Here is a 13,718-nt window from a genome sequence, read left to right as displayed (position 1 = left end):
CCTGCCTCGGCAGATGAAACGCCGATAGTAACGCCGTTACTGCAAGCGAGTCTCAGTTAAAAGCGGTTTCTGCAGCTCTCCGGCCCAGGCTAGCAATGGAATCTCCAGCTGCGGTTGCCAGATGCGTTTGAACAGCAGTGCCAGGTGTTCGACCTCGCCGCGTTCGAAGGGCAGTCGGTCGATGCGTTCATGCACCTGCCATTGGCCGTTCTGCAGGTGGGCGAAGTCGAAGCGGAAGGGATGAAAACCGGTCATGCCCAGGCGTAGGTCGGTGACGATCAGTCGGTCGTCGACCTGGTCGTAGCGCAGCACGCCGCCGGTGAACCACTCCAGCCGCTGGTGCATGGGCGAGGCCGTCAACTGCTCGCGCAGGTGCGTGCCGCGCGGCAGGCGTTGCAGTTGCGGTGGCTGGTCGTCGAACCAGCCGACCAGGGCCTCGTGATAGTCCTCGCCATCGAGCACGATGACGCGCCACAGCAGCGTATTGAGTGGCGTCGGCGTGGTAAACAGCTGTTCGGCCTGGATGCCCTGGCGCGCCAGCTCGCGTTCCACGCGCTGCTCGGCCATGAATTTGCCGGTCAGGCTGAAACCGATGTACAGCGTCGAGACCACCAGCGCCACGGCCGGTACGCGCCAACTCTGCGCGCGCAGCCCGGTGAACAGGCTGATCAGCACCGCTGCAATCAGCGGCAGGGTATACAGCGGGTCGATAATGAACAGGCTCGACCAGGCCGTAGGTGTCGGCATCAGCGGCCAGAACAGCTGGGTGCCGTAGCTGGTGAAGGCGTCCAGCAGCGGGTGGGTGATCAGCACCAGCCACAGCGTCAGCAATAAACGATTGGCCGAGTAACCCGGGTGAGGGCGAAAGCGCCTGGCCAGCCAGGTCAGCAGCAGGGCAAAGCCGCTGAGAACGAACAGCGAGTGGCTGAAACCGCGGTGGTAGGTCATGTTGGCCACGGCATCGCCGTATTCCATGACCACATCCAGGTCGGGAACGGTGGCGAGCATCGCGCCGTAGAGCAGCGCCTTGCGCCCCTGCCAGCGGCCAAGTAGCGCTCCCTGGATGCTGGCGCCGAGTACCGCCTGGGTTATGGAGTCCATCGAGTGCTTCCGAAAAAAGACAGGCCGCTACGTTAGCCGAGCCACCGCGCGAATGCCGTGGGGAAATTTCAAGCAAAGATTACAGCTATGGCGGGTATCCTGATGGTCATGCTTTCCAAGAACTCGTGGCCATGCTGATCGTCTCCAACAGTGTTCACCTTCCCGATGAAGAAATCGAACTGACCGCCATCCGCGCCCAGGGCGCCGGTGGGCAGAACGTCAACAAGGTGTCCAGTGCCGTGCACCTGCGCTTCGACAGTCAGGCCTCGTCGTTGCCGCCGTTCTATAAGGAACGTCTGATGACGCTCGCCGACAGCCGTATCACCGCTGACGGAGTGGTGATCATCAAGGCGCAGCAGTATCGCACCCAGGAGCAGAATCGAGCCGACGCCCTCGAGCGTCTTGCCGAGTTGATTCGTAGTGCCGGCAAGGTGGAAAAGAAACGCCGCCCAACCAAACCGACCCTCGGCTCGAAAAAGCGCCGTCTGGACGGCAAGAGCAAGCGCGGTGCGATCAAGGCCGGGCGGGGCAAGGTGGATTTCTAGAGGATGACGGTGGCCTCACGTAGGGTGCGCCATGCGCACCCGAATGGTGATGGCATGGGCGGCCCCGCGGCACCCTAGCCGCGAGCCGCCAGATAAGCCTGATAGTCGGGAATGAGGTATTCATGCTGTTGTTCCAGCAGGCTGCTGCTGAGCATGTAGTCGGCGCTGCTCTCGTTGCAGGCTACCGGGATGTTCCATACCGCCGCTACACGCAGCAGTGCCTTGATATCCGGGTCGTGTGGCTGTGGCTCGAACGGGTCCCAGAAGAACACCAGCATGTCCACGCGTTGTTCGGCGATGCGCGCGCCGATCTGCTGATCGCCGCCCAGTGGGCCGCTGATCATGCTTTCCACCGGCAAATCCAGACGTTTGCTCAGCAGCAGGCCGGTGGTACCAGTGGCCAGTAGGTGATGCCCGGCCAGCCGACCGCGCTGACGTGCGCACCAATCGAGCAGAAAGCCTTTGCAATGGTCGTGCGCCACCAGGGCGATGCGTTTGCGCGCCGGCAATTGGGCATGAGTGAAGCTGATACGGCTCATCGAGCCTCCTTGTTCAGTGCAGGCGGGCCAGCACCAGGCAGTTGTCCAGCATGCGGTTGGAGAAGCCCCATTCGTTGTCGTACCAGGCCATCACCTTGAGCAGCCTGCCGCTGACCTTGGTGTGGTTGGCGTCGAAAATCGATGACAGCGGGTTGTGGTTGAAATCGCAGGACACCAGCGGCAGCGCGTTGTAACCCAGTACCGGGGACTGCTCGCTGGCCGCCTTGAGCAGGGCGTTGACGTCCTCGGCAGTGGTCTCGCGCTTGACCTGCACGGTCAGATCGACTAGCGACACATTGATCACCGGCACCCGCACGGCCATGCCGGTAAGTTTGCCGGCCAGCTCCGGCAGCACCAGGCCGACCGCTTCGGCGGCGCCGGTCTTGGTCGGGATCATCGATTGCGTTGCCGAGCGTGCACGGTACAAATCGCTGTGATAAACGTCGGACAGGTTCTGGTCGTTGGTATAGGCGTGAATGGTGGTCATCAGCCCCTGTTCGATGCCCAGCTCGCGCTGCAGCACCTGCGCCACCGGCGCCAGGCAGTTGGTGGTGCAGGACGCGTTGGAAATGATCTGCATGTCAGGCGTCAGCACCTGCTCGTTGACGCCATACACCACGGTGGCATCGGCGCCCTTGGCAGGCGCGGAGATCAGCACCTTGCGCGCGCCGGCGGCGAGGTGCGCGGCGGCCTTGTCCCGCTCGGTGAACAGCCCGGTGCATTCCAGCACCACATCGACCTGATGAGTTTTCCAGGGCAGCTCTGCCGGGTTGCGAATGGCGCTAACGGCGATGCGATCACCTTTGATCCACAGGCTTTCGCCGTCGACTTTAACTTCTTCAGGGAAATGGCCGTGGACGCTGTCATATTGCAGCAGGTGGGCATTGATCGCGCTGTCGCCCAGGTCGTTGATGGCCACGACCTGCAGGTGCTGGCGATAATTCTGGGTATAGAGTGCGCGTAGCACGTTGCGGCCGATGCGGCCGAAGCCATTGATGGCGATTCGTAGTGTCATGGTGAGGGTCTCGTCAATTTGTTGTTGTAATTACAAGATTATTCCCATTGCTATAGAAATCAAGCCCGCTGAGTGGCAGTATTTTGTTGTAAATACGAACAGACGCTAGAAGCTAGCCTGGAGATTCCCCATGCACCCCCGCGTTGTTGAAGTTACCGAACGTCTTGTCGAGCGCAGCCGCGCCACGCGCCAGCGCTACCTGGAGATGATCCGTGCCGCCGCCAGCGAAGGGCCGCAGCGTGGCAAGCTGCAGTGCGCCAACTTCGCTCACGGCGTCGCCGGTTGCAGCGGTGACGACAAGCAGACCCTGCGCCTGATGGATGCCGCCAACGTGGCCATCGTTTCTGCTTACAACGACATGTTGTCGGCGCACCAGCCCTACGAGACCTTTCCCGAACAGATCAAGCAGGCTCTGCGCGACCTGGGTTCGGTAGGCCAGTTCGCCGGTGGCGTACCGGCCATGTGCGATGGTGTGACGCAGGGCGAGCCGGGCATGGAACTGGGCATTGCCAGTCGTGAGGTGATTGCCATGTCCACCGCGGTGGCGCTGTCGCACAACATGTTCGACGCCGCGTTGTATCTGGGCGTGTGCGACAAGATCGTGCCGGGCCTGGTGATGGGCGCGCTGCGTTTTGGTCATCTGCCGTCGATGTTCGTGCCGGCCGGGCCGATGACCTCGGGCCTGTCCAACAAGGAGAAGGCCGACGTGCGTCAGCGTTACGCCGAAGGCAAGGCGACCCGCGACGAGCTGCTGGCGGCGGAAATGGCTGCCTATCACGGGCCGGGCACCTGTACCTTCTACGGTACGGCCAATACCAATCAACTGCTGATGGAGGTGATGGGCCTGCATCTGCCGGGCGCATCCTTCATCAATCCGGGCACACCTTTGCGTGATGCACTGACCCGCGAGGCTGCTCAGCAGGTCACGCGCCTGACCAGGCAGAGCGGCCAGTTCATGCCCATCGGCGAGATCGTCGACGAGCGCTGCCTGGTCAACTCTATCGTTGCTCTGCATGCCACCGGCGGCTCCACCAACCATACCCTGCACATGCCGGCCATCGCCCGCGCTGCCGGCATTCTGCTGACCTGGCAGGACATGGCCGATCTGTCCGAAGTGGTGCCGACCCTGGCCCACGTCTATCCCAATGGCAAGGCCGACATCAATCACTTCCAGGCTGCCGGCGGCATGGCCTTCCTGATTCGCGAGCTGCTCGACGCCGGGTTGCTGCATGAAGAGGTCAATACCGTGGCCGGGCGCGGTCTGTCGCGCTACACCCGTGAACCCTTCCTCGAGGACGGCAAGCTGGTCTGGCGCGACGGGCCGACCGAGAGCCTGGAGGAAAGTGTGCTGCGCCCCGTGGCGCGACCGTTCTCGGCAGAAGGCGGCCTGCGCCTGATGCAGGGCAATCTCGGTCGTGGGGTGATGAAGGTGTCCGCGGTGGCGCCCGAGCATCAGGTGGTGGAGGCGCCGGCGCTGGTGTTCGAGGATCAGCTGGATCTGGTCGAAGCGTTCAAGGCCGGTAAGCTGGAGCGCGATTTCGTCGCTGTGGTGCGTTTTCAGGGGCCGCGCAGCAACGGTATGCCGGAGCTACACAAGATGACGCCATACCTGGGCGTGCTGCAGGATCGCGGTTTCAAGGTGGCGCTGGTCACTGATGGGCGCATGTCCGGCGCCTCAGGCAAGATCCCTGCGGCCATACATGTCTGTCCGGAATCCTTCGATGGCGGGCCGCTGGCGCGGGTGCGCGATGGCGATCTGATTCGCGTCGATGGTCAGAACGGTGAACTGCTGCTGCGGGTCGACGAAGCGGAGTTCGCCTCGCGCCAGCCGGCGGCGCGGCCTGCTCCGGCCAGTGGTTGCGGGCGCGAGCTGTTCGCCTTCATGCGCCACAACTTCAGCACGGCGGAGCAGGGCGCCAGTGCCTTTACCGAGAGCCTCGAGTCGCTGGTCTGAGCGGGTAGGGTGGACAGCGCGAAGCTTGTCCACCGTCGATCCGAGCGGTGGATGAAAAGGTCGTCAGCTGCGCGCCCCGATCCACCCTACGGGTCATCAGATCCCCTGCGGAATCTCTTCGCCGCCCAGTGCGGTGAACAGCTCCGGCAGGAACTCCACCAGGGTCATCATCATCAGGATGAAGCTGGCGTCCTGCTGAGCCAGTGCGTCGTCACCGCCATCCTGTTCGGCCTGCTCCTGCAGTACGTCCTCGAAGCGCAGGCGCTTGATGGTCAGCTTGTCGTCGAGCACGAAGGACAGCTTGTCCTGCCAGGCCAGTGACAATTGGGTGACCTGCTTGCCAGTGGACAGGTGCAGCTGGATTTCCTCGCTGGTCAGGTCCTGGCGCTTGCAGCGCACCACGCCGCCATCTTCGTGGGTGTCACGCAGCTCGCACTCGTCGAGGACGAAGAAGCCTTCGGCGGCGCTCTGGTTCTTCAGCCAGTCGGTGAGGGTGGCGGTCGGCGCGATCTTCACCGACAACGGGCGCACCGGTAGCGAGCCGATGGCCTCACGCAAGGTGGAAAGCAGGTCTTCAGCTTTCTTGGCGCTGGCGCTGTCGACCAGGATTAGGCCCTGTTTCGGCGCGATGGCGGCGAAGGTACCGGATTTGCGGATGAAGGCGCGCGGCAGGAAGGTCTGGACGATCTCGTCTTTGATCTGGTCGCGCTCTTTCTTGTACACCTTGCGCATCTGGGTGTTTTCGATCTCGTCGACCTTCTCCTTCAGCGCATCACGCACTACCGAACCCGGCAGGATGCGTTCTTCCTTGCGTGCGCCGATCAGCAGGAAATCGCCGCTGACATGCACCAGCGGTGCATCGGCGCTTTTGCCAAAGGGAGCGGTGAAGCCGTAGGTGGTCAGCTCCTGGCTGGCGCAGGGACGTGCCGGCTTGCTGGAAAGTGCGGTCTCCAGCGCTTCGGCGTCGAAAGGAATGTCCTGGGTGAGGCGGTAAACCAGCAGGTTACGAAACCACATGAGCGGGTGATTCTCCATTGATGATGAAGTCGCAGGCGGGCGCCATCCTTGGGCTCTCTCGAGCCGGCGCGCAGCGACGGATGAAGGTGGCGGGCCATCAACAGGATCATGATCGGTCCGCCGGCACAGAGCGCGCATTATTCTCCGCTGGCGTGCTCAGGCCAACCCTGACAACGAGCCACTGAGGAAATTCGCTGGTCTCGCCTAAGTTCTTGCTGCGCCGGTAAATTTTTTTGCGAAGAGGGCTTGCCAAGGCCCGGATCGCTCTCTAGAATGCGCTCCACTTCGAGAGTGAAGGGTGATTAGCTCAGCCGGGAGAGCATCTGCCTTACAAGCAGAGGGTCGGCGGTTCGATCCCGTCATCACCCACCAATCTCGCAGTTACGCGCAGCGGTAGTTCAGTCGGTTAGAATACCGGCCTGTCACGCCGGGGGTCGCGGGTTCGAGTCCCGTCCGCTGCGCCATTCTTCTCCTCGCTTCATCCCCTCCTGTGACAACTCTTCGGCGTCCGCCGAAATCTTCGAAAAATCCTTTGTTTGCTTGAACTTATGCGCATTGCTTGGCTCCTATGCCGTAGCCAGTGATCGCGGCGTACTGCTAAGCTCGCGCTTTCACACGACGGCCTTCGGGCGCATCTACAAGGAACAAGCATGAAACAGCATCGTTTGGCGGCAGCGGTTGCCCTGGTGGGCCTGGTGCTTGCCGGTTGCGATTCGCAAACCAGCGAAGTCGAACTCAAGAGCCCAGCGCAGAAAGCCTCTTACGGCATCGGCCTGAACATGGGTCGCAGCCTGTCCGAAGAGGGCATGGATGATCTGGATTCCAAGGCCGTCGCTCAGGGTATCGAGGACGCGCTGGCGAAGAAGGAGCCGCGCATCAAGGACGAAGAGATGGTCGAGGCCTTCTCCTTCCTGCAGAACCGTGCTGAAGAGCGCATGACTGCGCTGAACAAGGAAGCCGCTGAAGCCGGCAAGAAATTCCTTGAAGAAAATGGCAAGCGCGAAGGTGTTGTCACCACCGCTTCTGGCCTGCAGTACGAAGTAATCAAGAAAACCGACGGTGCCCAGCCGAAGGAAAGCGACGTAGTGACCGTTCACTACGAAGGCAAACTGACCGACGGCAGCGTGTTCGACAGCTCCGTTGCTCGTGGTAGCCCCATCGACCTGCCGGTCGGCGGCGTGATCCCGGGTTGGGTCGAGGGTCTGCAACTGATGCATGTTGGCGAGAAGTACAAACTGTACATCCCCAGTGAGCTGGCCTACGGCGAGCAGAGCCCGTCTCCAGCCATCCCGGCCAACTCGGTACTGGTGTTCGATCTGGAACTGATCGGCATCAAGGATCAGGCCGCCGCCGAGCCGACCGAGCAGTAACACTCGGTACTGGTGTACAACGCCCCGTCTTGACGGGGCGTTGTCGTTTCTGGGGCGGTGTAAACCAGGATGTGGTGGTCAGGGTGTTACGCTTATGCACATCATGGGAAACATTCCTAACAAGTCTGAGCTACAACTGAGTCGTGCTCGTGTCAATCAGCAACTTGTTGATTTTCATGGATTTTATATGCTGTATAAAAAATATCCGATCTAACTCGAGGCCCCGTGGCACGGGGCTTTGATAAGCTTGTCGAAAGACTTTGCACAGATTTATCCACAGCTTCGGTGGATAAGCGAGGTGAGCCCTGATACTGCCTGGCTTGCCGAGGAGGCCGAATGAAAACTCCCTGGAAATTGACGCGTTACCTGCCGCTGGCTGCCCGCTTTCTGCGTGAGGGCCGGTTACCGGAGTTGCTCCGCGATCTGGCAGACAAGCGCACACCGCAAGGACAGCGCTTCGCCGCCCTCAAAGAGGACCTGCAACTGCTGCGTGCACTCAGCCTGGCCTGGTTCAAGGGCGAATACCGGCAGATCAGCAGTCAGGCTCTGTTGATGGTGGTGGCTGCTCTGCTGTACTTCATCACCCCGTTCGATGCCATTCCCGACTGGCTGGTCGGGGTCGGTTTCGTCGATGACCTGGCCGTGCTGGCCTGGGTGATGCGCACCTGGCATGGCGAGCTCGAAGCGTTCAAGGTATGGCGTGACAGACAAAGCCCGGAGCGCCTGGTGCTGATCGAGCAGTTACCGGCTGCGGAGCGGGTCGATCCGCTGCATTCCTGATGATTCGTTCGGCCATTGCGGGGCCTGCCGGCTGAGTCACTGAGTCTTTCGGGTCATGAGTGCGGCGGGCTGCCGACTCACTCGGTCATGGCGAGTACCGCATCTTGCTACCTTGGCAGCATGGATCACGCCCCGGCGGCAGACGCCTGTTAAGATGGCCGCTTGCAAGGAAGGGGTCGAGGCTGTCGGCCCTGCTTTCCAACGGAGAGACTCATGAGTGTGCAAATCATTGCCCGTGATGGCGAGCCGGAATACGCCGTGCTGCCCTGGGCCGATTATCAGGCCTTGTTGCAAGCCGCAGGTTGCCAGGAGGTTGCCGCGACCGTTGCGCCATCGCCAACGCCTTCAGCCAATCGCGCACCTCTGGCGCAATTGCAAACGTTACGCGAAGCCAAGGGCCTGAGCGCGGAAGCGCTGGCTCGCAGCGTCGGCATCAGCCCTCACTATCTAGCCATGATCGAAAGTGGCGAACGTCAACCTGACGCTGCGATTCTGCGTTCGCTGGCCTGGGAACTGGGGCTGGAGGGCTGGTCTTGAGCGTGCGTATCAGTCGCCAACACTGGCAGGCATTGCTGACCGAGCTGGACGACGCCCGTCGTCAGCGCCACCTGCTAACCTACCGGGCACTGATCGAGCGTCTCGATCTGCCGACGCCAGCCATGCAGACCCTGACCGCTGCACTGGAGCACTTGGCTGCACTGGATGCACGCGCCGAACGACCGCTGCGCAGCTCACTGGTGATCAGCCAGGGCGCCAGCCGCCTGCCGCGTACCGGATTCTTCGACTGCGTGACACGTCTGGGACGTTTCAGCGGCGCCTCCGATGGCGTGGCAGCCGCCTCCTGGCACGCTGCCGAGGTGGTCAGGGTGTTCGAGTTCGACTACCCCGCCGATGTCTAGGTGGCTCTGGCAACTGCGCGCGCAGCTGGGCTACTGGCTGGCACGGCGTCTGTTTCACTGGCCGGCGGCGTTGCGTCAGCCGCGTCTGTGGCAATGGATGCAGGGCCAATACGGGCGCATGGCCAATCTCGGTGACACCGCTGCGCAGAGTTTCTACGGGCATATCCTGCTGTTTCGCGGCCAGGGTCTTGGCGCGCGCGAGGAGGGGCTGAGGTTGCTGCGTTTGGCCGCTAATGGCGGTGACGGCAAGGCCGCCTATCAGTTAGGCGTGCAGGCGTTGCAGGGCGACACACGGCAGGCTCCGGATGCCTCGCAAGCAGTGCGTTGGTGGGAGATGGCCTTGGCTGCCGGTCATCCTCTGGCTGCCAACCGCCTGAGCCTGCTCTACCGCGACGGTGCGCCGGGACTTGAGCCGGACCCGCAAGCCGCAGAGCGCTATGCCGCCATGGCCAACCAGGGGCTTCCCTCAGGCCGCTGAGCCTTCGAGGATATGCAGGCTGTAGCCAGGCACGGCCTTGGCCTGGCGCTTGGCTTCGGAGGCCAGCTCGGCCAGGCGCGAGGCATCGAGCAGCGCGCAGTCTTCCGCTCTCACGTGTACTACGCCGATCGACAGTGACAACAGTGCGTATTCTTGGCGTTGTCCATGGCGGTTGTGGGCGATGAAGCAGCCGGCCTGCAGATGCTCGTCACGGTAGAAGCGTCGGCACTGATTCTGGAAGTCCTCGATCAGTTTGCCGAGTTTTTCGCGCCAGTCGGATGAGCCAAGCACCAGCATGAAGTCGTCACCACCGATATGCCCGACGAAGTCGCGCGCCGGATCGACCCGATCGTTCAGGCATTGCGCCAGGCACAGCAATACCTCGTCGCCCTTGGCATAGCCGTAGAGATCGTTGAAGGGTTTGAAGCTGTCGAGATCCACGTAGCACACCGCAGCTTCGCGCTGCTGTTGCAGCAGGCGACTCAGGCATTGCTGGATCGGCACGTTGCCTGGCAGCAGGGTCAGCGGATTGGCGTGACGTGCCTGCTGCAGCTTTTGCTCGGTGATCAGTTTGAGCACGTCGATGACCCTGCCCAGGCCCAGGTAGCGGCCGTTCTGGATGATGATGAAGTCTTCCTCGATACGCTGGCGTGCACGGCTGGTGAGCAGGCGACTGACCTTCTGCAGTGACTGCGTCAGCTCCACGGCCAGGAAATCCTGGCTCATCAGGCGGCTGATGGGTTTGCGTGCGAACAGGTCGGTGGCGAAGGGCTTTAGCAGCGCCTCGGACAGCGAGTGGCGGTGGACGATACCCACCGGCTGACGCTGCGCATCCAGTACCGCCAGGGAGTTGAGGTTGGCCTGGGCACGGAAGACATCCAATACCTCGGCGATGGCCGTGTGCTGGTCGACTGCGGGTTGGTCGTTGAGCAGGGCACTGAGGTCATGGCTGTCTTCACAGAGGCTGGCTTGATTGCTCTGCACCAGGGGCAGCAGTTGGCGGGCATCGCGTGGTGGTTTTTCCTGCGGCCTGCTGAGCAGGTAGCCCTGCACCAGATCGACCCCCATTTCCGCCAGTACGGCCAGTTCTTCGGGCAGCTCGATCCCTTCGGCAATCACCTGGGCCCGAGATGCTTCAGCCATTTTCAGGATCGAGCCGACGAACTCGCGCTTCACTGCGTCCTGATGAATGCCATCGATGAAGTGGCGGTCGATCTTCACGTACTCCGGGCGCAGTTCCGACCACAGGCGCAGGCTGGAGTATCCAGCGCCCAGATCGTCCAGCGCGATGGAAAAGCCCATGGCGCGATAGTGGTGCAGAGCGTTGTCGAGCAGCGCGAAGTCTTCCGTGGGCGACTGTTCGGTGAGTTCGATCACCACCTGGCTGGGCGGGATGCCGAAAGCCTGCAGCAATTTCAGGGTGCGCCCTGGTTGGTGGCTGGGGTCGAGCAGCGACTCCGGCGAGACGTTGAGAAACAGCTTGCCGTCCAGGCCCTGTGCGCTGAAGCCTCTGCAGGCACTCTTGCGGCAAGCCATTTCCAGCTCGCTCAGGCGCCCTGCGTGACGGGCGACAGCGAACAGCGTCAATGGCGAGTGCAGTGGACTGTTGGAAGGGCCACGGGTCAGTGCCTCATAGCCGAGGATGCGCTGTTCGGACAGCGAGACGATAGGCTGGAACAGGCTACTGAGGTCGCCGTGAGCGAGGATGTTGCCCAGCGCGCTCAACTGCTCGGTGACGGTCATGGTGTTCTCGATCTGTAGAAAAACGAAGGGCCGGCTTATGGCCGGCCCTTCATTTCACGACAGTTCGATGACGATATGATGACGCTCGATGAGTCGTCTCAGTGCAGCGCCAACGAGGGGTTCAGGCCCAGGTAGTCGAGCAGGATGCGCCCACTTTCCGAGAGGTAGGCATCGTCTTCCGGCGTGCTCTTCTCATCGGCGACTGGCAGTGCATCTTCGTCTTCCTTGGCCAGTTCCTTGAGTGGCTCTTCACCCTTGGCCTGGCGGCGGTTGTTCTCCAGTGCCAGTTGCTTGGCTTCGACTTCAGCCTGGCGCGCACGGCGTGCTTGCTCGTTGAGGCTGACGGTGGTTTCTGCCATCAGTTTCTTGGCCAGGGTAAGGCGATCGCGGGTGAAGACGAAGTCCGGGTCCTTGATGGTGCGCTGATCGTGACGGGCTTTCAGCTCGGTCAGGAAGGGCTTGATCGGGTCCAGTTCGGGGGTGATCGCCGGGCGGATGCTGTCCCAGGGCAGCGCAGCGGGCAGGGCACTTTCGCCGATGTCCTTGGTGTCCATGACGTCCGGATAGAGGATGTCGGGGATCACGCCCTGATGCTGGGTGCTCTGGCCGGACACGCGATAGAACTTGGCCAGGGTCAGTTTCAGTTCGCCATGGTTGAGCGGCTGGATGGTCTGCACCGTGCCCTTGCCGAAGGTCTGGCCCCCGAGAATCAGCGCGCGGTGGTAGTCCTGCATGGCGCCGGCGAAGATTTCCGAGGCCGACGCGGACAGGCGGTTGACCAGCACGGCCAGCGGGCCGGTGTAGTAGATGCCCTTGTTCTCGTCGGCGAGCACGTCGACGCGGCCGTCGGCATTGCGCACCAGTACGGTGGGGCCTTGCTCGATGAACAGGCTGGTCAGCTCGGTGGCTTCCTGCAGCGAGCCACCGCCGTTGTTGCGCAGGTCGATGACCACGCCGTCGACTTTTTCGGCCTGCAGCTCATCGAGCAGGCGTTTGACGTCACGGGTGGTGCTCTTGTAGTTCGGGTCGCCAGCGCGGAAAGCCTTGAAGTCGAGGTAGAAGGCTGGCAGTTCGATCACGCCAAGCTTGTAGTCACGACCATCATGCTTGAGTTCCAGGACCTTTTTCTTGGCTGCTTGCTCTTCCAGCTTGACCGCTTCACGGGTGATGGTGACCACCTTGCTGGTCTGGTCGCTGGGTGGATTGCTGGCCGGGATCACTTCCAGGCGTACGGTGGAACCTTTCGGGCCACGAATCAGCTTGACCACTTCGTCCAGGCGCCAGCCGATCACGTCGACCATATCGTCGTTGCCTTGGGCAACGCCTACGATCTTGTCGGCTGGAGCGATCTGCTTGCTCTTTTCGGCCGGGCCGGCAGGCACCAGGCGTACTACCTTGACGTGCTCGTTGTCGCTTTGCAGGACGGCGCCGATGCCTTCGAGCGACAGGCTCATGTTGATGTCGAAGTTTTCTGCGTTATCCGGCGACAGATAAGTGGTGTGCGGGTCGTAGGTGGTGGCGAAGGCATTGATGTAAGCCTGGAACACGTCCTCGCCACGGGTCTGCTTGAGGCGCGCCAACTGATTCTTGTAGCGCTTGGTCAGCAGTTCCTGGATGTCCTTGGTTTCCTTGCCAGCGATCTTCAGGCGCAGCACTTCGTCCTTGACGCGTTTGCGCCAGAGTTCATCGAGCTCGGCGCGATCCTTGGCCCATGGGGCTTTCTCGCGATCGACCTGCAACTCTTCATCGATGGTGAAATCGATCTTGTCGACGCCTTTGCCCAGCTCGCCCAGGGCAAAGTTCAGGCGCTCTTCCAGGCGGGTCAGGTGACGACGATAGATGGTGAAGCCTGGCTCGAGGTCACCGCTTTTCAGCAGGTCATCGAACTTGGTGCGCCACTGGTTGAATTCGGCGATGTCGGCCGCAGTGAAGTAGCTGCGAGACGGATCGAGCAACTTCAGGTAGTTGTCATAGATCTGAATCGAACGCTCGTCATTGAGCGGCGGCTTGTTGTAGTGGTGGCGCTTGAGCAGTTCCACTACGTTGAGGCTGGCAATCACCTGGTCGCGGTCCGGCTGCAGGTAGTCCCAACTGGTCGCTGTAGTGGTCTTGGCCGCCAGCGGCAGGGCACTGAAGCCGAGTACGAGGGCGAGGGCGGTGCTTGCTAGAGATCGCTTCATGCTGATTCGACGTAGTGGCAGGTGATAACGCATATTAGGCCGTATCTGAGGGCGCCAGGTTCCGTTGGCGCTAGACAAAAGCCCAGCGGTCAGCGCT

Annotated in this window: 13 protein-coding genes and 2 tRNA genes; 9 read left to right on the top strand and 6 right to left on the bottom strand. The window is 61.8% G+C overall.

Annotated features, from left to right (window positions below; translation table 11 throughout):
• Positions 1–36: 36 nt before the first annotated feature.
• The gene (locus tag CXP40_RS06090) at positions 37–1,101 is read right to left on the bottom strand and encodes a metal-dependent hydrolase (RefSeq protein WP_106733060.1); all 1,065 of its coding nucleotides are present in this window, start codon (positions 1,099–1,101) and stop codon (positions 37–39) included.
• A 131-nt stretch (positions 1,102–1,232) separates the two neighbouring features.
• On the opposite strand from CXP40_RS06090, the gene arfB reads away from it, so the two are divergent.
• Positions 1,233–1,646 carry an alternative ribosome rescue aminoacyl-tRNA hydrolase ArfB gene (arfB, locus tag CXP40_RS06085; protein ID WP_106733059.1) on the top strand — a complete coding sequence of 138 codons (414 nt, stop codon included), beginning with the start codon at positions 1,233–1,235 and terminating at the stop codon, positions 1,644–1,646.
• A 74-nt stretch (positions 1,647–1,720) separates the two neighbouring features.
• Here the strand turns inward: arfB and CXP40_RS06080 are convergent, their stop codons facing one another.
• Entirely contained in the window at positions 1,721–2,185 is a 465-nt protein-coding gene (locus CXP40_RS06080; RefSeq protein ID WP_106733058.1) for a methylglyoxal synthase, read from the bottom strand.
• A gap of 13 nt (positions 2,186–2,198) precedes the next feature.
• Positions 2,199–3,200: a type I glyceraldehyde-3-phosphate dehydrogenase gene (gene gap, locus CXP40_RS06075; protein WP_106733057.1), complete on the bottom strand. Its 1,002-nt coding sequence runs from the start codon at positions 3,198–3,200 to the stop codon at positions 2,199–2,201.
• A 130-nt stretch (positions 3,201–3,330) separates the two neighbouring features.
• Between gap and edd the strand changes: the two genes are divergently transcribed.
• Complete coding sequence (gene edd, locus CXP40_RS06070; protein WP_106733056.1) at positions 3,331–5,154, top strand: phosphogluconate dehydratase; 1,824 nt, start codon at positions 3,331–3,333, stop codon at positions 5,152–5,154.
• Between the two features lie 96 nt (positions 5,155–5,250).
• On the opposite strand, the gene rdgC is transcribed toward edd, so the two are convergent.
• A complete protein-coding gene (rdgC, locus tag CXP40_RS06065) occupies positions 5,251–6,171 on the bottom strand; it encodes a recombination-associated protein RdgC (RefSeq protein WP_106733161.1) in 921 nt (306 codons plus the stop codon).
• A gap of 296 nt (positions 6,172–6,467) precedes the next feature.
• Here rdgC and CXP40_RS06060 point away from each other — a divergent pair.
• The 7 genes from CXP40_RS06060 (at position 6,468) to CXP40_RS06030 (ending at position 9,698) form a co-directional block, all read left to right on the top strand.
• Positions 6,468–6,543, top strand: a tRNA-Val gene (locus tag CXP40_RS06060).
• Between the two features lie 15 nt (positions 6,544–6,558).
• Positions 6,559–6,635 (top strand) — tRNA-Asp (locus CXP40_RS06055).
• 186 nt (positions 6,636–6,821) lie between these two features.
• Positions 6,822–7,541, top strand: coding sequence for an FKBP-type peptidyl-prolyl cis-trans isomerase (locus CXP40_RS06050; protein WP_099522172.1), 720 nt, complete (start codon positions 6,822–6,824; stop codon positions 7,539–7,541).
• 336 nt (positions 7,542–7,877) lie between these two features.
• Complete coding sequence (locus CXP40_RS06045; RefSeq protein WP_106733055.1) at positions 7,878–8,321, top strand: YkvA family protein; 444 nt, start codon at positions 7,878–7,880, stop codon at positions 8,319–8,321.
• Positions 8,322–8,534: 213 nt separating this feature from the next.
• Positions 8,535–8,858, top strand: a complete 324-nt coding sequence (locus tag CXP40_RS06040) for a helix-turn-helix transcriptional regulator (RefSeq protein WP_106733054.1) — start codon at positions 8,535–8,537, stop codon at positions 8,856–8,858.
• The gene (locus CXP40_RS06035; protein WP_099522169.1) at positions 8,855–9,220 is read left to right on the top strand and encodes a hypothetical protein; all 366 of its coding nucleotides are present in this window, start codon (positions 8,855–8,857) and stop codon (positions 9,218–9,220) included. The genes CXP40_RS06040 and CXP40_RS06035 overlap by 4 nt, the downstream gene beginning before the upstream one ends.
• The gene (locus CXP40_RS06030) at positions 9,213–9,698 is read left to right on the top strand and encodes an SEL1-like repeat protein (protein ID WP_099522168.1); all 486 of its coding nucleotides are present in this window, start codon (positions 9,213–9,215) and stop codon (positions 9,696–9,698) included. The genes CXP40_RS06035 and CXP40_RS06030 overlap by 8 nt, the downstream gene beginning before the upstream one ends.
• Here CXP40_RS06030 and CXP40_RS06025 read toward each other — a convergent pair.
• Together CXP40_RS06025 and CXP40_RS06020 are read right to left on the bottom strand one after the other, a co-directional pair.
• Positions 9,687–11,441 (bottom strand): bifunctional diguanylate cyclase/phosphodiesterase, encoded by a 1,755-nt coding sequence (locus tag CXP40_RS06025; protein ID WP_106733053.1) that lies wholly within the window; start codon positions 11,439–11,441, stop codon positions 9,687–9,689. The two genes, CXP40_RS06030 and CXP40_RS06025, sit on opposite strands and share 12 nt — an antisense overlap.
• Positions 11,442–11,539: 98 nt before the next feature.
• Positions 11,540–13,621, bottom strand: coding sequence for a carboxy terminal-processing peptidase (locus CXP40_RS06020; RefSeq protein ID WP_177429632.1), 2,082 nt, complete (start codon positions 13,619–13,621; stop codon positions 11,540–11,542).
• Between the last annotated feature and the right edge of the window lie 97 nt (positions 13,622–13,718).

The sequence above is a fragment of the Pseudomonas sp. YY-1 genome, assembly GCF_002843095.1.
In the GTDB taxonomy this organism is placed as follows: domain Bacteria; phylum Pseudomonadota; class Gammaproteobacteria; order Pseudomonadales; family Pseudomonadaceae; genus Aquipseudomonas; species Aquipseudomonas sediminis_A.
Note: the sequence above shows the minus strand (reverse complement) of the source record. Positions and strands in the feature narration are given on the sequence as shown.